Here is a 19,970-nt window from a genome sequence, read left to right on the forward strand (position 1 = left end):
TGCAGGGGCTGCAGCGATGCGCCGCCGCCCCTGCCGATCTCATCGCCTCAGCGTTCCGGCGCGATGAACACACCGCGGGCTTCGCGTGGCTCGCAGCGCAGGTACTGCGGTGCCGGGGCGACCGAATCGCCCAGTGCGGCGGCGGCATGCCACGGCCAGCGCGGGTCGTAGAGAATGCCGCGGGCCAGCGCGATCGCATCGGCATGGCCATGGCGCAGGATCGATTCGGCCTGCGAGGGCTCGGTGATCAGGCCGACCGCGATGACCGGCATGCGCAGCTTGTGCGCCTTGATCGCCTGCGCGAACGGCACCTGGTAGCCCGGCGACAGCGGAATCTGCTGGCGCGGATCATTGCCGCCACTGGAGACATGCAGGAACTGGCACCCGCGCGCGTCCAGCACGTGCGCCAGGGTCGTGCTCTGCTCGATATCCCAGCCGCCGGCCACCCAGTCGCTGGCGGAGATGCGCACGCCGACCGCGATGCGATCGGAGACCGCCTCACGCACGGCATCGAACACGCGCACCAGCAGGCGCATGCGGTTCTCAAGCGAGCCGCCGTATTCGTCCTCGCGGCGGTTGCTCAGCGGCGACAGGAACTGGTGCAGCAGGTAGCCATGCGCGGCGTGTAGTTCGATCAGGTCCATGCCGACCCGCTCGGCGCGACGGGCCGCCGCCGCGAAGGCCTCGACGACGGCATCGATGCCGGCCAGATCCAGTTCGGTCGGGGTCGGATCGGTCTTGGCGAACGGCAGCGCGGACGGTGCGACGGTGGGCCAGGCGCGGGGATCGGACGGCTCCATCGCGCCACCGCCTTCCCACGGCTTGTTGACCGAGGCCTTGCGACCGGCGTGGCCCAGCTGCACGCCCAGCGGCATCGGCGACCACTGCCTGACCGAGGCCACGACCGAGGACAGCGCGGCTTCGGTGGCGTCATCCCACAGGCCCAGGTCGGCCCAGCTGATGCGGCCTTGCGGCAGCACGGCGGTGGCTTCCAGGATCAGCAGGCCGGCGCCGGACTGCGACAGCTGCCCGAGATGGATGCGGTGCCAGTCATTGGCGAGGCCGTCGGTGCAGGAGTACTGGCACATCGGCGCGATCACGATGCGGTTGGACAGTGACAGCGGGCCGAAGGAAATGGGGGAGAAGAGCTGGCTCAAGGGGGGAACTCGGAAGAGGAAATGTAACCGGGCGCCATTGCACTCCTGTGCGGCGGCGGAGGCAACCGTGCCAGTGGATCAGTGTTTCGCAGGGGTCAGGCGACGGCGGTTCCGGGCAGCAGGAAGGCCAGCGCGTCGGCGCAGGAGTGGTCGACTTTCAGGCTCAGCAGCGCGTCTGCTCGGGTAAGCCCGCGGTTGAGCGCGGCGATCGGCAGCCCGGCCTGGGCCGCAGCCTGCACGAAGCGGAAACCGGAATAGACCATCAGCGAGGAACCGACTACCAGCACCGCATCGGCCCGCTGCAGATGGTCGTGGACGATGGCCACGCGGTCGCGCGGCACGCTTTCACCGAAGAACACCACGTCCGGCTTGAGCACGCCCCCGCACTGCAGGCAGGCCGGCACCTGGAAGGCAGAGAAGTCCATCTCCAGATCGGCATCGCCATCGGGCGCCTGCGCGGCCTCCAGGTGCTCCCAGCCGGGGTTGTGCTCCAGCAGCCGGTGCTGGAACGCCTCGCGCGGGCTGCGTGCTTCACAGCCCATGCAGCGCACCTGGTCCAGCCGACCGTGCAGGTCGATCACCGCCTCGCTGCCGGCCCGCTGGTGCAGGCGATCGACATTCTGGGTGAGCAGCAGTTCGACCTGGCCACGGGCTTCCAGCGCGGCGAGCGCGGCATGCGTGCCGTTCGGCTGGGCCCAGCCGAACCGCGGCCAGCCCAGCAGGCTGCGCGCCCAGTAGCGCTGGCGGGTCGCCAGCTCGCCCATGAACGCCTGGTAGGTGACCGGTGGCGTCCGCTTCCACTGCCCATCGGCATCGCGGTAGTCCGGGATGCCCGAATCGGTGCTGCAACCGGCGCCGGTCAGCACGAACAGGCGCTGGGCGCGATCGATGAACTCGGCGAGAGGTGTGCTCATGGACAGCAGATGGGGGCGCAGGGGCAGTGAGGCAATCCGGAGATCGGGAGCCGCTTACGGACCCGGGATGTCACCCGGCAGCGACGGGACGCTGGTCGGATGGCCGTCGGCATCCAGCGCGATCATCACGAAGTGACCGCGCGTGCACAGCTTGCGCTCACCGGTGTGGAGATCTTCGGCGATCAGTTCGACCTCGACCTTCATCGAACTGCGCCCGACCTCCACGATGCGGCCGACGGTTTCCACCATCTGGCCGATGCGGATCGGCAGCTTGAAATCGACCTGGTCCGAGCGCGCGGTGACCACGGTGCGGCGCGAGTAGCGGGCCGCGGCCAGGAACGCCGCCTTGTCCATCCACGCCAGTGCCTGGCCACCGAACAGGGTGCCCAGGTGATTGGTGTGGTTGGGGAACACGATCTCGGCCATGCGGACTTCGATGGGCGGGATGGTTTCGGGGATGGGAGTCATGGCGGGGGCCGGCAATGGTGGGGTGGCGCGGATGATACGACAGCGGGGTGGTTGGTCGCGTAGAGCGTTCTTGGCGCTTTTATCTCTATCGGTTCGAGGAGGTCGGGGGCCCCTTTGCTGGACGCGCCGTAAATACGTCCCTGTAGGCTCGTAAGCGGCATCCATGCCGCTTACCGGTCCTGCAAAGGGGCCCCCGACCTCCTCTGGATAGTGCGTCGTTGCGCGGTGGGGAGAGCGGCTTTGGCGGATGCTTACGCGACTTGGGGGGAAGAGCAGCCGAGCATCGCTCGGCTCTACACGATGTATGTGGATACCACGGGGTGCATTGATGGTCATGGCACGTTGGTAGCAACCGCCTCTCCAACCGCAATGGGATATCCATGGGAGTGACCCGGGCAGGCGAATGCAGGACCGTTGGGGCCGCATGGATGCGGCCCACGAGCCCACAAGGATGTGTTTACGGCGGGTCCAGCATTTGCCTGCCCGGGTCACTTCTACTCGCAGTATCAGGGCGCCAATGCTCTTGCTTCAACGCTTGAGCGAGTAAAGCGGAAAACGAAAAAGCCCCGGAACATGTCCGGGGCTCTTCGGAATCACGACGTAAGCGTCAGATCAGAACGACATGTCGAACGACACTTCGCCCTTCACGCCCACCTGGTAGGCCGACGAGCGGCGCTCGAAGAAGTTGGTCAACTCCTGCACGTCCTGCAGCTCCATGAAGCTCAGCGGATTGCGCACGTTGTACTTCTTCTCCATGCCCAGGCGATGGAAATGATTGTCCGCGCAATGCTGCAGATACTGGCGCATGTCACGCGTCGAAATGCCCGCCACGCCGCCCGACAGCACGTCCTCGGCGAACTGCACTTCGCACTCGATCGCCTCGGCCAGCATGTCGTACACCTGCTGCTTCATCGCATCGTCAAACAGGTCCGGCTCTTCCTCGCGGATCACGTCCACGCATTCGAAGGCGAACTCCATGTGCGCGCTCTCGTCGCGGAACACCCAGTTGGTGCCCGAGGCCAGACCGTTGAGCAGGCCGCGCGAACGGAAGTAGTACACGTAGGCGAAGGCCGCGAAGAAGAACAGGCCCTCGATGCACGCCGCGAAGCAGATCTGGTTGAGCAGGAACTGGCGACGCTCGTCACGGGTCTCGATGCGCTTCAGGTTCTGGATCGAGTCGATCCACTTGAAGCAGAAGTCCGCCTTCTTCTTGATCGAATCGATGTTCTCCACCGCGTCGAACGCCTTCGCGCGCTCATCCGGATCCGGCAGGTAGTTGTCGAGCAGGGTCAGGTAGAACTGCACGTGCAGCGCTTCTTCGTACAGCTGGCGCGACAGGTACATGCGCGCTTCCGGCGCATTCAGATGCTGATACAGGTTCAGCACCAGATTGTTGGACACGATCGAATCGCCGGTGGCGAAGAACGCGACCAGGCGGTGGATCAGGTGGCGCTCGCCCGGCGACATCTTGCCGTGCAGGTCGCTGATGTCGATCTGGAAATTGATTTCCTCGACCGTCCAGGTGTTCTTGATGGCATTGCGATACATGTCATAGAACTGCGGGTAGCGCATCGGGCGCAACGTCAGTTCGAAACCTGGATCGAGCAGCATTTGACGAGGCTTGTCGGCCATGGTGTTTCGTCCTTCTTGGCAACTACCGACCAACGGTCGGTAGCTACCGTATGTGTGATTTTTCCGGCGGAACCGGTGTTCCCGGATAGGCACCGACCGTTGGTCGGTGCACCCGGCGGTGCCGGCCCGGTGGGCCGGCACGCCTTGTTTTTACTGGCACGCCTCGCAGCTTTCCGGGTTTTCCAGCGAGCAGGCGACGGCTTCGACCGGGGTGTAGCTGCTGACGGTCGTCTTGGCGATCTTGGTCGCCGGGCGCGAACGCAGGTAGTACGTGGTCTTGATGCCCTGCTTCCAGGCGTACATGTACATGGAAGACATCGCACCGATGCTCGGGCTTTCCATGAACAGATTGAGCGAGGCGGACTGGTCGATGAAGGCGCCACGGTCGGCGGCCATGTCGATCAGCGAACGCATCGGCAGTTCCCAGGCGGTGCGGTACACGTGGCGCAGGGTTTCCGGGATCTGGGTGATGCCCTGGATCGAGCCTTCGGCCAGCTTGATCGCGTCGCGCATTTCCGGGGTCCAGTGGCCGAGCTTCTTCAGCTCGTTCACCAGGTAACGGTTGACCTGCAGGAAGTCGCCGGACAGCGTTTCGCGCTTGAACAGGTTGGACACCTGCGGCTCGACGCACTCGTAGCAACCGGCAATCGAGGCGATGGTCGCGGTCGGGGCGATCGCGATCAGCAGCGAGTTGCGCAGGCCGTGTTCCTTGATGCGCTCACGCAGGGCATCCCAACGCGCGGTGTCTTCCGGCACCACGTTCCAGGCATCGAACTGCAGCTCGCCGCTGGCCGCACGGGTGTCGGCGAAGGACGGGTGCTTGCCGCGTTCCTGGGCCAGTTCGCACGAGGTTTCCAGCGCGTGGAAGTAGATCGTCTCGGCGATCTTCTTCGACAGCGTACGGGCTTCGGCACTGTCGAAGGCCAGGCGCTTGCGGAAGAACACGTCCTGCAGGCCCATGCAGCCCAGGCCGACCGGACGCCAGCGCAGGTTGCCGCGGCGGGCGGTTTCGATCGGATAGAAGTTCAGGTCGATCACGCGGTCGAGCTGACGCACGGCCAGGCGCACGGTGTCGGCCAGCTTGTCGAAATCGAACTCACCGTGGCCATCGAAATGATTGCCCAGGTTGATCGAGCCCAGGTTGCACACCGCGGTTTCTTCGGCCGAGGTGATCTCCAGGATTTCGGTGCACAGGTTGGACAGGTGGATCACGTTGCCCGGGCGCAGCGTCTGGTTGCTGGCGCGGTTGCACTTGTCCTTGAAGGTCATCCAGCCGTTGCCGGTCTCGGCCAGGGTACGCATCATCCGCGAGTACAGCTTGCGGGCGGAGATCGTACGCTGGGCCTTGCCTTGGGCTTCGGCCTGCAGGTAGGCCTGCTCGAAGGCTTCGCCGAACAGATCGGTGAACTCGGGCACCACGCTCGGATCGAACAGCGACCATTCCTGGTCGGCCTCGACGCGCTGCATGAACAGGTCCGGCACCCAGTTGGCCAGGTTCAGGTTGTGCGCACGGCGCGATTCGTCACCGGTGTTGTCACGCAGCTCGAGGAAGTCCTCTACGTCGGCGTGCCAGGTCTCCAGGTACACGCAGGCCGCGCCCTTGCGCTTGCCGCCCTGGTTCACCGCAGCGACCGAGGAATCCATGGTCTTCAGCCACGGCACGATGCCGTTGGAATGGCCGTTGGTCGACTTGATCAGCGAACCACGCGAACGCACGCGGCTGTAGCTGACGCCGATGCCGCCGCTGAACTTGGAGAGCTGGGCGATATCGCCGTACTTGGCGTAGATCGATTCCAGCGAATCCTGCGGCGAATCCAGCAGGAAGCACGAGGACAGCTGCTCATGCGTGGTACCGGAGTTGAACAGCGTCGGGCTGGACGGCAGGTAGTCCAGGTTGCCCATGCGCTTGTACAGCGCCAGGGTTTCCGGCACGTCTTCGCTGAGCGCGCTGGCGATGCGCAGGAAGAACTGCTGCGGGGTCTCGATCACCTTGCGGGTGTGCGGATGACGCAGCAGGTAGCGGTCGTACAGGGTACGCAGGCCGAAGTAATCGAAATGCAGGTCCAGCGACGGATCGATTGCGTCGTTGAGCTTGCGGGCGTTGATCTGCACGAAGTCGAGCAGGCGTGCGTTGATCAGGCCCACTTCGTGGCCGCGGCTGACCGACTGCGAGAACGCATGGATTTCCTGGCCGGACACTTCCTTGGCGATGAAGTTGGCCAGCAGGCGCGCGGCGAGGCGGCCGTATTCGGGTTCTTCACCGATCAGCAGCGCCGAGGTGCGGATGGACAGTTCGTCCAGTTCCTGGGTGGTCGCGCCGTTGTACAGACCGGAGATGGTGCGGGTCGCCACGCGCATCGGATCCACCGCATGCAGACCTTCGCAGCAGCGCTGTACGGCGCGCACGATCTTGTTCAGGTCCACCAGTTCGGTCGTGCCATTGCGCTTGGTCACGCTCATGGCGGTCGCCGTGGGCGGCGAGGTCAGCAGGAATTCGCTTTCCTTATCGATAGCTGCGCTGGTTTCGGTGCTCACGGCGTTTTCCTCTTGGCGTGATTTGGGGTGGTACAGCGGGGTCTGCCTGGCAGGCGCCGGAACCGATGCAGGGATGCTCAGGGTGGACCATCGGCGTCGCAGGAGCCGCGACCCGGGCAGGCAAGCCTGCGGGCGGTTCCCCTGCGTCACCGGTCCTCTCCCCCCGGAGAATCCTGCGACCGGCACCACACGCTGTACTTCGTGCGGTTGTCAGTAGGTCTTCAGGCCATCGGCATGAAGGCAATACTCCCGTCGACTTGTGGTCGGCGGTACCGACGGCCACAAGATAGTGGGGGTACCAGGTGTCGTCAACGCCAAATGTAGTGAATTTCCCTAATCCCTTGCGGCGCAAGGACCGGGCCGGAAAGGCGTCCGACGAACGGTCTGGACCCGTCGAAAGCGAGTGCGCAGTCAAGGCCAAAACGTCGACACCGGATGCGACGCAGGGTCGCGAAAAACGGAACAGCGGCCTCACGCGACGCTAACGAACTGCCGCCGGTCAGGGGTGACTTCCGACCCGCGCCGGGGTGGCTCCGGAGTGACACGCTGCAACGCGTCTCCTTTATATGAACGCGACCATGCGCCTGCCCCTGACTGGATGTCTGTTGCTGGGCCTGACCCTGGCCGGCGCCGCCGCTGCCGACCAAAGCAAGGTGCCGGAACTCTCCTCGCGCCAATGCGGGGTGAGCACCCCCTACGACGTGCTGGTGGACAGCGGCGGGATCTGGCTGCGCAACCGCGACCAGGTGCCGGCGGAGATCTTTTTCCACGATGGTGAGCTGAACATCGATCGCCAGCCGATTCCGGTCAGCGACGCCGACGCCCAGCGCCTGCGCCAGCTCGAATGGGGCACCCGCCAACTGGTGCCTGCGGTCGCCGGGGTGGCGGGGGAAGCCACGGACATCGCGTTCGATGCGCTCGGCGCCACGGTGGAGATCATGACCGGCAGCCGCCGCAAGGCACGCGAGGTGGAAGGCCTGCGCAGGGATGCCCATGATTACGTTGGCCGCACCCTGGGCCGCGGGATCTGGGAGCAGGACCTGTTCGGCGAGCAGTTCGAGGCGCGCATCGAGCAGGCCGCCGAGTCGATGTCCGGCTCGCTCGCCCGCGGGGTGATGTGGACGATGCTGACCGGCGGCGCCGGCCGGATCGACGCCCGTGCCGAGAAGATGGAGGCCGACCTGGAGCGCCGCATGGAGGCCCGTGGCCAGGCGCTGGAGGCACAGGCCCGGTCGCTGTGCACGCAGGTGCTGGCGCTGGATGCGATCCAGCAGTCGCTGGAGGTGCGCTACCAGGGCAAGCCGTTGGCGATGATGGTGATGGACCGCGACGAGGACGCGGCGGCGCCGATCGCGCACGAACAACCGCGCGCGGATGCGCTGGTGTTGCCGCCGCTGTAGGGGCGCATCCACGCTTGGCGTGGATCTACGCCCGGTGCGGGGTACCCAGGTACTCGGCGCTCTGCATTTCGATCAGGCGCGAGGCGGTGCGTTCGAACGCGCCCTGCAGGCGGACGCCCGAATACAGCCCGACCGGCGAATCGGTCGCGGTGCACACCAGGTTGACGTGGCGGTCGTACAGCTCGTCGATCAGGTTGACGAAGCGACGCGCGGCATCTTCGTTGAGCTTGTCGAAGTGCGGGATGTCGCCCAGCAGCACGGTATTGAACTCGTGCGCGATCTCGATGTAATCCGAGGGGCCGCGCGGGCCTTCGCACAGCGCCTTGAAATCGAACCAGACGATGCTCTTGCCGCGGCCGCGCACCGGAATCTTGCGCGCTTCGATCTCGATGTTGCCGGCCTTGGCCGGCTGTCCACCACTGAGCTCGGCCCAGCGGCCGGCCAGCCAGGCGTCGCTGCCGGCGTCGATCGGGGCCTGGTACACCGGCGAGCGGGTCAGCGCGCGCATGCGGTAATCCTCGGTGCCTTCGGCGTACAGCTCCACGCAATACGTCTGCAGCAGCCCGATCGCGGGCAGGAAGCTGTCGCGCTGCAGGCCGTTGAGGTAGAGGTTTTCCACCGCCGTGTTGGAAGTGGTCACCAGGGTCACGCCCTCGGCGAACATGCGCTCGAGCAGGCGCGCCAGCAGCATCGCATCGCCGATGTCGGTGACGAAGAACTCGTCCAGCACCAGCACGCGCAGCTTGCTGCGCCATTCCTGGGCGATCTTCGCCAGCGGATCGCTTTGCCCCTGGTGCTCGCGCAGGCGTTCATGGATGCCGCGCATGAAGCGATGGAAATGGGTGCGGTACTTCTGTTCGATCGGCAGGCCGTCGTAGAACAGGTCCACCAGGAAGGTCTTGCCACGCCCCACCCCGCCCCAGAAGTACAGGCCCTTGACCGGCTCGGGCTTCTTCCAGAAGGCGGAGAGGCGGTCCAGCCAACCCTCCTGCGCACTGTCGACCAGCGCGAGGTGGATGCGGTCCAGCTCGGCCAGGGCCGCGTGCTGGGCCGGGTCGTTCTGCCATTCGCCCCGGGCCACGCCATCGGCGTAGCGCTGCGACGGGGTCATCACGGTGTCGCTCATGCCGCGTCGGGCGCCGTATCGGGTGCGGGATCCGGCAGCCATTGCTTGACGCCATGGATCAGCGCGCCACGCAGGTCGACGATCTTGCGATGGAAGAAGTGGCTGGTGTCGGGCATGCGCACCAGTTCGTGCGGTGCATCCAGGCCATCCAGCCAGTCATAGACCGCCTGCGGATCGACGATCTCGTCTTCCTCGCCCTGGATCACCAGCCACTGGGCCGGCGGCTGCATGCCCTCGAAATCCCAGCGCCCGGCGGGCGGCGCGATCGAGATCAACGTGGTCGGCTGCAGCTCGCCCGCGGCGCGCAGCGAGACATACGCACCAAAACTGAAACCGGCCAGCCACAGGGCCTGGCCGGGCCGCTGCGCACGGACCCAGGCGGCGACGGCCTTGAGGTCGTCCTGCTCGCCCACGCCGTTGTCGAACGTACCGGCCGAGTCGCCGACGCTGCGGAAGTTGAAGCGCACGGTGGCGATGCCCAGGTCGCGCAGCGAGCGCGCCGCCATGGTCACCACCTTGTTGTGCATGCTGCCGCCCTCGGTCGACAGCGGGTGGCAGACGATCGCCACCACTGGCTGCACCGCGACACCGGCCTCGGGCAGATCAACCACGACATCCAGCGGACCGACCGGTCCGTCCAGCGTCAGCGCAGCGCTTTCTTGGGGAAATGGGGGATTGTGCATGGCGTCATAATACCGTCCCTCCGCGTGCTTCACCGCCGCCCCCGCCGGGTCCGTACATGCACTATCTGGTTTTCAGTGTTTTCTGCAGCGTGCTGGTCTCGGTCCTGCTGAAGCTGGCGCCGCGCCAGCGGCTGGACATGCCGCAGGTGGTGACCTGGAATTACCTGGTCGCCAGCGTGCTCAGCGCGGTCCTGCTGCAGCCCTCGCTGGCTTCGCTGCAGGCCCCGCATGCACCGTGGGCCGCCCTGCTCTGCCTGGCCGTGGCGCTGCCGGCGATCTTCCTGATGATGGCCCGCGCGGTCACCCGCGCCGGGATCGTTCGCAGCGATGTGGCCCAGCGGTTGTCGCTGCTGCTCTCGCTGCTGGCCGCGTTCCTGGTGTTCGGCGAGACCGCCAATGGCTGGAAGCTGGCCGGCCTGGGGTTGGGCCTGCTGGCGATCCTGGGCATCAGCGTGCGCCCGCGCGCCGGTGCGACCGAACCCACCGGCGGACGGGCCTGGCCGTGGCTGCTGGCGGTGTGGGTGGGCTATGCCCTGGTCGACATCCTGCTCAAGAAGGTGGCGTTGTCGGGCACACCCTCGATGGCCGCGCTGCTGGCCAGCTTCAGCCTGGCCTTCGTGCTGATGCTACTGCTGCAGCTATGGCGCCACCTGCGCGGCATCGCCCGCCTGCAGTGGCGCAACCTGGTTGGCGGCGCCCTGCTCGGGCTGCTCAACTTCGGCAACATCCTCTTCTATGTGCGCGCCCACCAGTACCTGCCGGACAGCCCGGCGGTGGTGTTCGCCGGCATGAACATCGGCGTGGTGGTACTGGGTGCGCTGGTGGGCATCGTCGGCTTCGGCGAGCGCACCAGCGTGTGGAACCGGGTGGGCCTGGGGTTGGCCGTGGTGGCGATCGGGTTGATCGCGTGGGGCACCTGGTAATCGATTGACGCGGTGCCGGCCAGCGGCCGGCACTCCCAGAGCAACGCACCAGTGACCGGGTGCACTGGCGCGCCGTGCAGGATCAGCGATCGAAACCCAGCAGCAGCGGATCATGGTCCGAACTACGCCACGGGCCGGCTTCGTTGCGGTCGCGGTAGCCGACATCGTCGGCTTCATCGGCATTGATGTGCCACTCCGCCGCCGCGCGCAGGCGCTGGGCCATGCCCGGGCTCAACAGCGCGTGGTCCAGGCGGCCGGACATGCCGTTGTAGACATAGCTGTAAGGCCGTTCGACCTTGGCCACCGCGAACGCATCCCGCCACCCGGCCGCGTGCAGGGTGCGGATCGGATCTTCCATCGCGTAGGCGTTGAAGTCGCCCAGCAGCACCGCATCGCGGGTGCCGGCGCCGGTCGGGTCGGTCGCCAGCCACTGGTCCAGCAGCGTGGCCGAGGCGACCCGGGTGGCATTCCAGCAGGCCTGGCCGTCCTTCTGGTCGGCATCGGCGCCGGTCGCGTCCGAGCAGCCCTTGGATTTGAAGTGATTGGCCACGACCACGAACGGCGCCCCCTTGCCGGCACGGAAGGCCTGCGCCAGCGGCACGCGGCTGCGTTCGCCGAAGGGCTCTTTTTCCAGCACGGCTGGCGCCCCGACCGGGGTCACGCGCGAGGCGCGGTAGATGATGCCGACCCGGATCGGGTTGTCACCCGGGCCCTGCGTCGCGTCGATGAAACGCCAGTCGGCACCCTCGCCGCGATCGGCATTGAGCGCGTCGACCAGCTGGGCGATGGCCGACTGCGGGCCGTAGCCGTCGTTCTCCAGTTCCATCAGCGCGGCGACATCGGCGCCCAGGGCATTGATGGTGGCCACGAGTTTGGCCTTCTGCGCCTGGTGCTCGGCCAGGGTGCGGGCGCCGCGCAAGGTCGGGTAGCCGCCGCCCTGACCGTCGCCATTGAAGAAGTTCTCCAGGTTGAACGCCGCCACGTGCAGCGCGCCCGCCACCACCGGCACCGCCGGGCGTTCCAGCGCCGGCAGGTTCAGCGGGCGGGTCACCTGCAGACGCGTGTTGCCCTTGGGATCGATACGGACGACGCCTTCCACATTGCGCAGGACCATGCCGGTGCGCAGGTTCGCGGCCGCCGGCAGGTAGGCCACCGGGCCCGGGTCGCGGGCGTCGCTGCCATCGTCGAGCACCAGCCGGCGGTGCAGGTTGTCGGCCACCACCTGGGCATGCCCGGCGGTGCCGGGTGCAGCGACTTCGCTGGGCTGCCAGAGGCGGCCACCGAAGGCCACGGTCAGCTCACCGAAGTGCGACAGGCCATCGGTACCGGCCAGGGTCAGCGGCGCAGCAATGCGGACCTGCTGGCCGTCCAGCGTGCGCCAATCGATGGGCGGCGCGGTCAGGGTGACCGTGGCCGACGTGGTCGGCGCCGGGCGCACCTGCGGCGAGGTGGCGGGCTGCGGCTGGGCGGCATGGACTGCGCCGGACAACGCCAGCGCGAGAGCGAACACGAGGGGGGTACGGCGCATCGGAAGCAGGACTCCAGGGAAGTGCGACAAGGCTAACCACATAACGTGAAACGCCGCCCTTCGGCGGCGTCGGTGGCCTGATCCGGCAAAGCCGTCATTTCAGGTTGGCGAGCATCCAATCGACCGTGGCATGGATCTGCTCCTCGGTCAGCGCCGGATTACCGCCCTTGGGCGGCATGATGCCACCGTCCGGGCCGGTATAGCCCTCCACGGCATGCTTGTAGAGCGTGTCCTTGCCCTGGGCGATGCGCGCATCCCAATGGCCGTGGTCCAGCGTGGGCGCATTGCCGACGCCATTGGTATGGCAGGCGGTGCAGAGGTTGTCGAAGATCACCTTGCCATCGGTGGTGCCGCCATAGGCGACCTGCGAGGCGGCTTTGACCAGCGCCGCGGCATGGGCGGCGGCCTGCGCGGCGGCACCGGTGCTGCCGGCGTAGACCGCCCCGGCCGGCGCGATGCGCTGCTCGGTGCGTTTGGCCGCCATCGGCGAGACTTCAGGGGGAATGCTGGTATGCAGGTAGGCCGCGAAGATGATCAGGCCAAGTGTGATGGCCATCAGCAGCGCGATGACCATGGAGAAGCGTTTCAGGAACTCGAGGTCGTAATTCCGCACTCTCTATACCCCTGGCTGGTAGTCGTTGGACCACGGCTTGTCGGCCGAGTATGACCAGCGTCGGCGGCGCTGCGCAAGCGACCCGCCGGTGTCGCAATGCAGCATCAGCGCCGCTCAGGCGCCGGCGGCACGCAGGCAGAAAATGCAGATCGACTCGACCAGCGCATCTTCGTCGCCATGCGCATCGCGGCTGAGTGCGGTCGGGCCGACCAGCGCCTCGGTGAACGCGCCCACGATGCAGGCCGCGGCGACATGGGTGTCCTGCTGCGGAAAGGTGCCCGCCTCCACGCCATCGGCGACGATGCGCCGGAATACATCGCCGAACAGGCGGCGGCAGCGGATGCGCTCGGCTTCCACTTCCGGGTCGACCGGCTCGGCGATGAAGGCATAGGCCAGCCCGGGACCGGCCAGCGCGCGGCGCACGAAGGCGGTGATCGCCCGGCGCAGGCGCTCGGGCGCGGGCAGCGGTTCGGCCGCGATCGCCTCGAAGATGCGCAGCTCGTGCTCGACGGCGGCGGTGAGCACCTCCACGAACAACTCGGCCTTGGAGGGAAAGTGCCGGTAGATCAGGCCGGTGGAGACCCCGGCTTCGGCCGCCACGGCGGTCACCGGCGCATTGCGGTAGCCGCCGGCCGCCACCAGCGCACGGGTCGCCAGCAGGATGCGTTCGCGGGCGCCGGCAAGGCGTTCTTCCATCAGGGCGGAGCGTTTATAGGCCATTTGTTGATTCTATGTTCAATTTTTGAATTTGTGTTCACTTCTTTGTCGAACCGGGCTACGCTGGGGTACATCGCCCGCGGGACGGCCCTGTCAGCCCGTCCATCCCTCCCGGCGCGTCCCATCCCTTGTTGTTGCGGAGTCGCCCATGCACGTCCCGACCATGAACTTCGATCTCGGCGAAGAGATCGACCTGCTGCGCCAGAGCGTGGCCCATTTTGCCTCCGCTGAAATCGCCCCGCTGGCGGCCAAGGCCGACGAAGAGAATCTGTTCCCCAATGCGCTGTGGCGCAAGCTCGGCGAGCAGGGCCTGCTCGGCCTGACCGTGGAAGAGGAATACGGCGGCAGCGGCATGGGCTACCTCGCGCACGTGGTGGCGATGGAAGAGATCTCGCGCGCCTCCGGTGGCATCGCGCTGTCCTACGGCGCGCACTCCAACCTGTGCGTGAACCAGCTGCGCAAGAACGGCAACGAAGACCAGAAGCAGCGCTACCTGCCCGGCCTGTGCAGCGGCGAGCTCGTGGGCGCGCTGGCGATGAGCGAGCCGGGCGCCGGCTCGGACGTGGTCTCGATGAAGCTGCGCGCGGACAAGCGCGGCGATCACTACGTGCTCAACGGCAACAAGATGTGGATCACCAACGGCCCGGATGCCGATGTGCTGGTGGTCTACGCCAAGACCGATCCGGATGCGGGTGCCAAGGGCATCACCGCGTTCCTGATCGAGAAGGGCATGAAGGGCTACTCCACCGCGCAGAAGCTGGACAAGCTGGGCATGCGCGGCTCCAACACCTGCGAGCTGGTGTTCGAGGATTGCGAAGTGCCCGAAGCCAACGTGCTCGGCGTGGTCGGCGGCGGCGTCAAGGTGCTGATGTCCGGCCTGGACTATGAGCGCGTGGTGCTTTCCGGCGGCCCGCTCGGCCTGATGGCCGCTGCCATGGACGTGGTGATGCCGTACGTGCACGAACGCAAGCAGTTCGGCGAGGCGATCGGCACCTTCCAGCTGATCCAGGCCAAGCTGGCCGACATGTACGTGGGCCTCAACGCCTGCCGCGCCTATGTCTACGCGGTGGCACGCGCCTGCGACCAGGGCCGCACCACGCGCCAGGACGCGGCCGGCGCGATCCTGTATTCGGCCGAGAAGGCCACCTGGCTGACCGGGCAGGCGATCCAGATCCTGGGCGGCAACGGCTACATCAACGAGTACCCGACCGGACGGCTGTGGCGCGATGCCAAGCTGTATGAGATCGGCGCCGGCACCTCGGAGATCCGCCGCATGCTGATCGGCCGCGAACTGTTCCAGCGCACCAAGTAAGGGCCCTGCCATGACCGTATTGAGCACCCAGCTGCAACCGGGCAGCGACACCTTCGAGGCCAACCGCGTCGCGCTGCAGGCGGTGGTCGACGACCTGCGCGCCACCCTGGCGCAGACCGCGCTGGGCGGCAGCGAAGCGGCACGCGCCAAACACACCGCGCGCGGCAAGCTGCTGGTGCGCGACCGCATCGATGCCCTGCTCGACCCGGGCAGCGCCTTCCTGGAAATCGCCCCGCTGGCCGCGCACGGCATGTACGGCGACCCGATCCCCAGCGCCGGCGTGGTGGCCGGCATCGGCCGGGTCTCGGGCGTGGAGTGCGTGATCGTGGCCAACGATGCCACGGTCAAGGGCGGCACCTACTACCCGATGACGGTCAAGAAGCACCTGCGCGCGCAGGAAGTGGCCGAACAGAACCGTCTGCCCTGCATCTACCTGGTGGATTCGGGTGGCGCGTTCCTGCCGCTGCAGGACGAGGTCTTCCCGGACCGCGACCATTTCGGCCGGATCTTCTACAACCAGGCCAACCTGTCCGCGCAGGGCATCCCGCAGATCGCCTGCGTGATGGGCAGCTGCACCGCCGGTGGCGCCTACGTGCCGGCGATGAGCGATGAAACGGTGATCGTGCGCGAGCAGGGCACCATCTTCCTCGGCGGTCCACCGCTGGTGAAAGCGGCCACCGGTGAAGTGGTCACCGCCGAAGAACTGGGCGGTGCCGATGTGCACACGCGCATCTCCGGCGTGGCCGACCACATGGCCGACAACGACCTGCAGGCGCTGGCCCGGGTCCGCGCGATCATCGCCCAGCTCAACTGGCGCAAGCCCGAGCCGGTGCTGGCGGTGCAGGCCCCGGTGGAACCGCGGCATCCGGCCCACGAGCTGTATGGCGTGATCCCGGCCGACACCCGCAAGCCCTACGACGTGCGCGAAGTGATCCTGCGCCTGGTCGACGATTCGCGCTTCGATGAGTTCAAGCCGCGTTACGGCAACACCCTTGTCACCGGCTTCGCGCATCTGCACGGCTATCCGGTGGGCATCATCGCCAACAACGGCATCCTGTTCTCCGAGTCGGCACTGAAGGGCGCGCACTTCATCGAACTGTGCACGCAGCGCGGCATTCCGCTGGTGTTCCTGCAGAACATCACCGGCTTCATGGTCGGCCGCAAGTACGAGCACGGCGGCATCGCCAAGGACGGGGCCAAGCTGGTCATGGCCGTGGCCTGCGCCAAGGTGCCCAAGTTCACCGTGGTGATCGGCGGCTCGTTCGGCGCCGGCAACTACGGCATGTGCGGCCGCGCCTACTCGCCCAACTTCCTGTGGATGTGGCCGAACGCACGCATCGGCGTGATGGGCGGCGAGCAGGCCGCCAGCGTGCTGGCCACGGTCAAACGCGATGGCATCGAAGCCAAGGGCGGGCAGTGGTCGGCCGAGGAAGAAGACGGCTTCAAGTCGCCGATCCGCGAGCAGTTTGAATCGCAGGGCCACCCGTACTACGCCAGCGCCCGGCTCTGGGATGACGGCGTGATCGATCCGGCCGACACCCGTCGTGTGCTGGGCCTGGCGCTGTCGGCCAGCCTCAACGCCCCGGCGAAGAAGACCGACTTCGGCGTGTTCCGCATGTAATGCACGGGCGGTGCCGCGTGGCACCGCCGCCCCTGGCCCGCGCAACGAGACCACCATGTTCACCAAGATCCTGATCGCCAACCGTGGCGAAATCGCCTGCCGCGTCATCGCTACCTGCCAGCGCCTGGGCATCGCCACCGTGGCGGTGTACTCCGACGCCGATCGCAACGCGCGCCACGTGCGCCTGGCCGACGAGGCCATCGCGATCGGCCCGGCGCCGGCGCGTGAGAGCTACCTGCGCGGCGACGCCATCCTGGCCGCCGCCCGCCGCACCGGTGCGCAGGCGATCCATCCCGGCTACGGCTTCCTCTCGGAGAACGCCGGCTTCGCGCAGGCCTGCGCCGAGGCGGGCATCGTGTTCATCGGCCCCTCCGCTGCGGCGATCCGCGCGATGGGCGACAAGAGCGCGGCCAAGGCGCTGATGCAGCAGGCCGGCGTGCCGCTGACCCCGGGCTACCACGGCGACGAACAGATCCCCGAGTTCCTGCGCAAGCAGGCCGACAGCATCGGCTACCCGGTGCTGATCAAGGCCAGCGCAGGCGGCGGTGGCAAGGGCATGCGCCGCGTGGACGACAGCGCGACCTTCACCGAGGCGCTGGCCAGCTGCCAGCGTGAGGCGCAGTCGGCGTTCGGCAACGCACACGTGCTGGTGGAGAAGTATGTGGAGCGTCCGCGCCACATCGAGATCCAGGTGTTCGGCGACAGCCACGGCAACGTGGTGTACCTGTTCGAGCGCGACTGCTCGGTGCAGCGCCGCCACCAGAAGGTGCTCGAAGAAGCGCCCGCGCCCGGCATGACACCCGAGCGCCGCGCCGCGATGGGCAAGGCCGCCGTCGATGCCGCGCGCGCGGTCAACTACGTCGGCGCGGGCACGGTGGAGTTCATCGCCGGCCCGGATGGCGATTTCTACTTCATGGAAATGAACACCCGCCTGCAGGTGGAACACCCGGTCACCGAGTGCATCACCGGCACCGACCTGGTCGAGTGGCAGCTGCGCGTGGCCAGCGGTGAGCCGCTGCCGCTGCAGCAGGATCAGCTGCAGATCCGCGGGCATGCACTGGAAGCACGCCTGTACGCCGAAGACGCCGACCGCGGTTTCCTGCCGTCCACCGGCACCCTGCGCCACCTGCGCCTGCCGGCCAACACCGCGCACGTGCGCGTGGACGCCGGTGTCGAGCAGGGCGATGCGATCACCCCGTTCTACGACCCGATGATCGCCAAGCTGATCGTCTGGGACGTCGACCGCGATGCCGCGCTGCGCCGCATGCAGCAGGCGCTGGCCGAGTGCGAAGTGGTCGGCGTGACCACCAATGCCGCCTTCCTGCGCCGCCTGGTCATGACCGATTCGTTTACCCAGGCCAAGCTGGATACCGCGCTGATCGAGCGCGAGCAGGCCGCCCTGGCCCCGAACGACGACGACAGCGATCCGGCGCTCTGGGCGCTGGCCGCGATTGCCGGCGTAGCGACCAGCGAGGCTGCCAGCCGTGATGCGCGTGACCCACACTCGCCGTGGCAGGCCCAGGATGGCTGGCGCCTGGGCGCGGCGGCCGCGCGCGCGCTGACGCTTGAGCACCGGGGTGCCCAGCGCAGCGTGGCCGTGCAGGGTGCGGGCGAACAGTGGACCGTCCACATGGACGGCAACACGCTGCAGGGCAGCGGCCGCCTGGCCGGTGATGCACTGCGCGTGCAGATCGGCGAGCAGCTGCACCGTGCCACCGTCATCCGCGACGGCAATGAGCTGTACCTGTTCGGCAGCGAGGGCGTGCAGCGCTTCACCCTGCATGATCCAGTCAGCGAAGCGGACCAGTCCGTCGCCGATGCCGGCAGCCTGGTCGCGCCGATGCCGGGCCGTATCGTTGCCACGCTGGTGGCGCCGGGCACGGCGGTCAAACGCGGCGCGCCGCTGCTGGTGCTGGAGGCGATGAAGATGGAGCACACGCTGCAGGCACCGGCGGATGGCGTGGTGCAGGGGTACCGGGTCAAGGCCGGGGATCAGGTTGGTGATGGAGCGGTGCTGGTGGATTTCGAGGCGGGGTGAAAACCCTCAATCGACCGGCTGCCATACTTGATGGCCAGGGTCGAACTCGCTGGTGGTCATCTGTTCGCTGCGCCACCCGATGCCGCAGATGGCCATCGGGCTCTGCTGCATTGGATCCAGGCCCAGTACCTGCTCGATATCCTTCTCGTTGATGGCCGCAGTAACGAATGCACCCAGTCCCTGTTCGGTGGCGCAACTCAACAGCAGCTGGGACACGTGGCCCACATCGAGAATGACGGCGCGGTAGGCTTTGGGATGCTGGCGATACTTCCAGAAAGTGCGCGCAAAGCGCGGTGCAAGAATCAGCAGCACGTGCGCATTGGAGAACCACTCCTGCCCGGCGACGAAGCGACGCGCCAGCGCCGCACTGTTCTGCTCATGTGTGTCTACCGGATCGAGTGCGTGGCTACCCGCGTGGTAGCGATAGAGACCGGGCTTCAGGCCGTCGACCGCCTGTACCAGCAGATAGGCATCGGTGGGGTGCAGTCCACCAGCCGATGGCACGTTCTTCTTCAGGAAAACCGCTTGCTCGCCCTCGCGTTGTTCGCCATGGCTACCCAGCGTACGCCACAGCAGCCGCGACACGGACGCCAGGTCCACATTGCGCATGCGATCGAAGTTGCGGCAGGTCGCACGCCGTTTCAACCAGGCGTCGAACGGCATGTCTGCCGGTGCCGGCAACGCGACAGCATCCGGGCCGGTATCAAGCATCGCGGGCGGTGGTGACCCCAGCCGGGCGCAAAGGCCGGCCGCAGTCTCCATGCCCGCCTCGCGCAAGGCCTCCACGCTGTCCTGGTTCTCCCAACGCGCCAGCTGATGCATCACCGCGGCCGGTGTCCACCATGCCGTAGTGGTAAAGGCCTCTTCGTTCTGCAGCATGGGGGTCTGCGGGCCGTCTTCACGGAACGCCAGACCCACCGCCACAAGGCGTTCCAGCACCGGCACCGCCGTCGGCGCATCCGGGACCGACCAGCGCTCGGGAGGTAGTCGGCCGATCGCCAATAGCATTGCCTCATCCAGCGGGATCGGCGCAGACAAGTGAGGAGCCAACGCGACCCACTGCAGCGTCGACGTCACCGAGGTGCCTCCGGCAAGCAGGTCAGCCACGGAATACTGCTCGACGATCCGGGGCTCGGTCATCAACTGGTTGCAGCGGCGGTAGCGGACTGGAAGCATATGGCTCACGAGTAGGTACATTGCAGTAAGAGTTTCGGCCGGCGAGGGCTATTCTTTTGCCTCAAGCTGTTGACGCATCAGCCGCTACCTGCAGAGGCACCGTGCATGGTCGCCGCCCCTCCACCCG

16 protein-coding genes are annotated in these 19,970 nt (G+C 67.0%); 5 read left to right on the plus strand and 11 right to left on the minus strand.

The window, feature by feature from the left end; translation table 11 throughout:
* Positions 1-47 precede the first annotated feature (47 nt).
* The 5 genes from AC07WC_RS07770 to AC07WC_RS07790 form a co-directional block, all read right to left on the minus strand.
* Complete coding sequence (locus tag AC07WC_RS07770; protein WP_495209492.1) at positions 48-1,157, minus strand: NADH:flavin oxidoreductase/NADH oxidase; 1,110 nt, start codon at positions 1,155-1,157, stop codon at positions 48-50.
* 95 nt (positions 1,158-1,252) lie between these two features.
* Complete coding sequence (locus AC07WC_RS07775) at positions 1,253-2,071, minus strand: NAD-dependent protein deacetylase (protein WP_495209493.1); 819 nt, start codon at positions 2,069-2,071, stop codon at positions 1,253-1,255.
* 54 nt (positions 2,072-2,125) lie between these two features.
* Positions 2,126-2,539 carry an acyl-CoA thioesterase gene (locus tag AC07WC_RS07780; protein ID WP_019184839.1) on the minus strand — a complete coding sequence of 138 codons (414 nt, stop codon included), beginning with the start codon at positions 2,537-2,539 and terminating at the stop codon, positions 2,126-2,128.
* 612 nt (positions 2,540-3,151) lie between these two features.
* Positions 3,152-4,171 carry a ribonucleotide-diphosphate reductase subunit beta gene (locus AC07WC_RS07785; RefSeq protein WP_019184840.1) on the minus strand — a complete coding sequence of 340 codons (1,020 nt, stop codon included), beginning with the start codon at positions 4,169-4,171 and terminating at the stop codon, positions 3,152-3,154.
* Positions 4,172-4,321: 150 nt separating this feature from the next.
* Complete coding sequence (locus AC07WC_RS07790; protein WP_495209494.1) at positions 4,322-6,706, minus strand: ribonucleoside-diphosphate reductase subunit alpha; 2,385 nt, start codon at positions 6,704-6,706, stop codon at positions 4,322-4,324.
* A gap of 578 nt (positions 6,707-7,284) precedes the next feature.
* Here AC07WC_RS07790 and AC07WC_RS07795 point away from each other — a divergent pair.
* Positions 7,285-8,106, plus strand: a complete 822-nt coding sequence (locus AC07WC_RS07795; protein ID WP_495209495.1) for a DUF2884 family protein — start codon at positions 7,285-7,287, stop codon at positions 8,104-8,106.
* A gap of 25 nt (positions 8,107-8,131) precedes the next feature.
* Here AC07WC_RS07795 and zapE read toward each other — a convergent pair whose 3' ends face one another.
* Both zapE and AC07WC_RS07805 read right to left on the minus strand, forming a co-directional pair.
* Positions 8,132-9,232: a cell division protein ZapE gene (zapE, locus tag AC07WC_RS07800; RefSeq protein ID WP_495209496.1), complete on the minus strand. Its 1,101-nt coding sequence runs from the start codon at positions 9,230-9,232 to the stop codon at positions 8,132-8,134.
* Positions 9,229-9,915 (minus strand): alpha/beta hydrolase, encoded by a 687-nt coding sequence (locus tag AC07WC_RS07805; RefSeq protein WP_495209497.1) that lies wholly within the window; start codon positions 9,913-9,915, stop codon positions 9,229-9,231. Before AC07WC_RS07805 ends, zapE begins: the two co-directional genes overlap by 4 nt.
* Positions 9,916-9,971: 56 nt before the next feature.
* Here AC07WC_RS07805 and AC07WC_RS07810 point away from each other — a divergent pair, with 56 nt between their 5' ends.
* On the plus strand, positions 9,972-10,838 hold the full coding sequence (locus AC07WC_RS07810; protein ID WP_495209498.1) for an EamA family transporter: 867 nt from the start codon (positions 9,972-9,974) through the stop codon (positions 10,836-10,838).
* Between the two features lie 82 nt (positions 10,839-10,920).
* Here AC07WC_RS07810 and AC07WC_RS07815 read toward each other — a convergent pair whose 3' ends face one another.
* The 3 genes from AC07WC_RS07815 to AC07WC_RS07825 form a co-directional block, all read right to left on the minus strand.
* A complete protein-coding gene (locus AC07WC_RS07815; protein WP_495209499.1) occupies positions 10,921-12,366 on the minus strand; it encodes an ExeM/NucH family extracellular endonuclease in 1,446 nt (481 codons plus the stop codon).
* A 94-nt stretch (positions 12,367-12,460) separates the two neighbouring features.
* The gene (locus AC07WC_RS07820) at positions 12,461-12,979 is read right to left on the minus strand and encodes a c-type cytochrome (protein WP_495209500.1); all 519 of its coding nucleotides are present in this window, start codon (positions 12,977-12,979) and stop codon (positions 12,461-12,463) included.
* Positions 12,980-13,093: 114 nt separating this feature from the next.
* The gene (locus AC07WC_RS07825) at positions 13,094-13,699 is read right to left on the minus strand and encodes a TetR/AcrR family transcriptional regulator (RefSeq protein ID WP_495209501.1); all 606 of its coding nucleotides are present in this window, start codon (positions 13,697-13,699) and stop codon (positions 13,094-13,096) included.
* A 145-nt stretch (positions 13,700-13,844) separates the two neighbouring features.
* Between AC07WC_RS07825 and AC07WC_RS07830 the strand changes: the two genes are divergently transcribed.
* From AC07WC_RS07830 to AC07WC_RS07840, 3 genes are read left to right on the plus strand one after another with little or no spacing between them, the layout of a single operon-like run.
* Positions 13,845-15,008: an isovaleryl-CoA dehydrogenase gene (locus AC07WC_RS07830; protein ID WP_495209502.1), complete on the plus strand. Its 1,164-nt coding sequence runs from the start codon at positions 13,845-13,847 to the stop codon at positions 15,006-15,008.
* 10 nt (positions 15,009-15,018) lie between these two features.
* Complete coding sequence (locus AC07WC_RS07835; RefSeq protein WP_495209503.1) at positions 15,019-16,629, plus strand: carboxyl transferase domain-containing protein; 1,611 nt, start codon at positions 15,019-15,021, stop codon at positions 16,627-16,629.
* A gap of 55 nt (positions 16,630-16,684) precedes the next feature.
* Positions 16,685-18,667: an acetyl/propionyl/methylcrotonyl-CoA carboxylase subunit alpha gene (locus AC07WC_RS07840; RefSeq protein WP_495209504.1), complete on the plus strand. Its 1,983-nt coding sequence runs from the start codon at positions 16,685-16,687 to the stop codon at positions 18,665-18,667.
* A gap of 6 nt (positions 18,668-18,673) precedes the next feature.
* Here the strand turns inward: AC07WC_RS07840 and AC07WC_RS07845 are convergent, their stop codons facing one another.
* Positions 18,674-19,843 carry a putative peptide maturation dehydrogenase gene (locus AC07WC_RS07845; RefSeq protein ID WP_495209687.1) on the minus strand — a complete coding sequence of 390 codons (1,170 nt, stop codon included), beginning with the start codon at positions 19,841-19,843 and terminating at the stop codon, positions 18,674-18,676.
* Between the last annotated feature and the right edge of the window lie 127 nt (positions 19,844-19,970).

The organism is Stenotrophomonas sp. GW821-FHT01H02A (assembly GCF_059422145.1).

Excerpts from the sequence above, each read along its gene's own strand:
- AC07WC_RS07775 (WP_495209493.1), bottom strand. The coding sequence starts at position 2,071 with ATGAGCACACCTCTCGCCGAGTTCATCGATCGCGCCCAGCGCCTGTTC.
- AC07WC_RS07780 (WP_019184839.1), bottom strand. The coding sequence starts at position 2,539 with ATGACTCCCATCCCCGAAACCATCCCGCCCATCGAAGTCCGCATGGCC.
- AC07WC_RS07785 (WP_019184840.1), bottom strand. The coding sequence starts at position 4,171 with ATGGCCGACAAGCCTCGTCAAATGCTGCTCGATCCAGGTTTCGAACTG.
- AC07WC_RS07795 (WP_495209495.1), top strand. The coding sequence starts at position 7,285 with ATGCGCCTGCCCCTGACTGGATGTCTGTTGCTGGGCCTGACCCTGGCC.
- zapE (WP_495209496.1), bottom strand. The coding sequence starts at position 9,232 with ATGAGCGACACCGTGATGACCCCGTCGCAGCGCTACGCCGATGGCGTG.
- AC07WC_RS07805 (WP_495209497.1), bottom strand. The coding sequence starts at position 9,915 with ATGCACAATCCCCCATTTCCCCAAGAAAGCGCTGCGCTGACGCTGGAC.
- AC07WC_RS07810 (WP_495209498.1), top strand. The coding sequence starts at position 9,972 with ATGCACTATCTGGTTTTCAGTGTTTTCTGCAGCGTGCTGGTCTCGGTC.
- AC07WC_RS07815 (WP_495209499.1), bottom strand. The coding sequence starts at position 12,366 with ATGCGCCGTACCCCCCTCGTGTTCGCTCTCGCGCTGGCGTTGTCCGGC.
- AC07WC_RS07825 (WP_495209501.1), bottom strand. The coding sequence starts at position 13,699 with ATGGCCTATAAACGCTCCGCCCTGATGGAAGAACGCCTTGCCGGCGCC.
- AC07WC_RS07830 (WP_495209502.1), top strand. The coding sequence starts at position 13,845 with ATGCACGTCCCGACCATGAACTTCGATCTCGGCGAAGAGATCGACCTG.
- AC07WC_RS07835 (WP_495209503.1), top strand. The coding sequence starts at position 15,019 with ATGACCGTATTGAGCACCCAGCTGCAACCGGGCAGCGACACCTTCGAG.
- AC07WC_RS07840 (WP_495209504.1), top strand. The coding sequence starts at position 16,685 with ATGTTCACCAAGATCCTGATCGCCAACCGTGGCGAAATCGCCTGCCGC.
- AC07WC_RS07845 (WP_495209687.1), bottom strand. The coding sequence starts at position 19,843 with ATGCTTCCAGTCCGCTACCGCCGCTGCAACCAGTTGATGACCGAGCCC.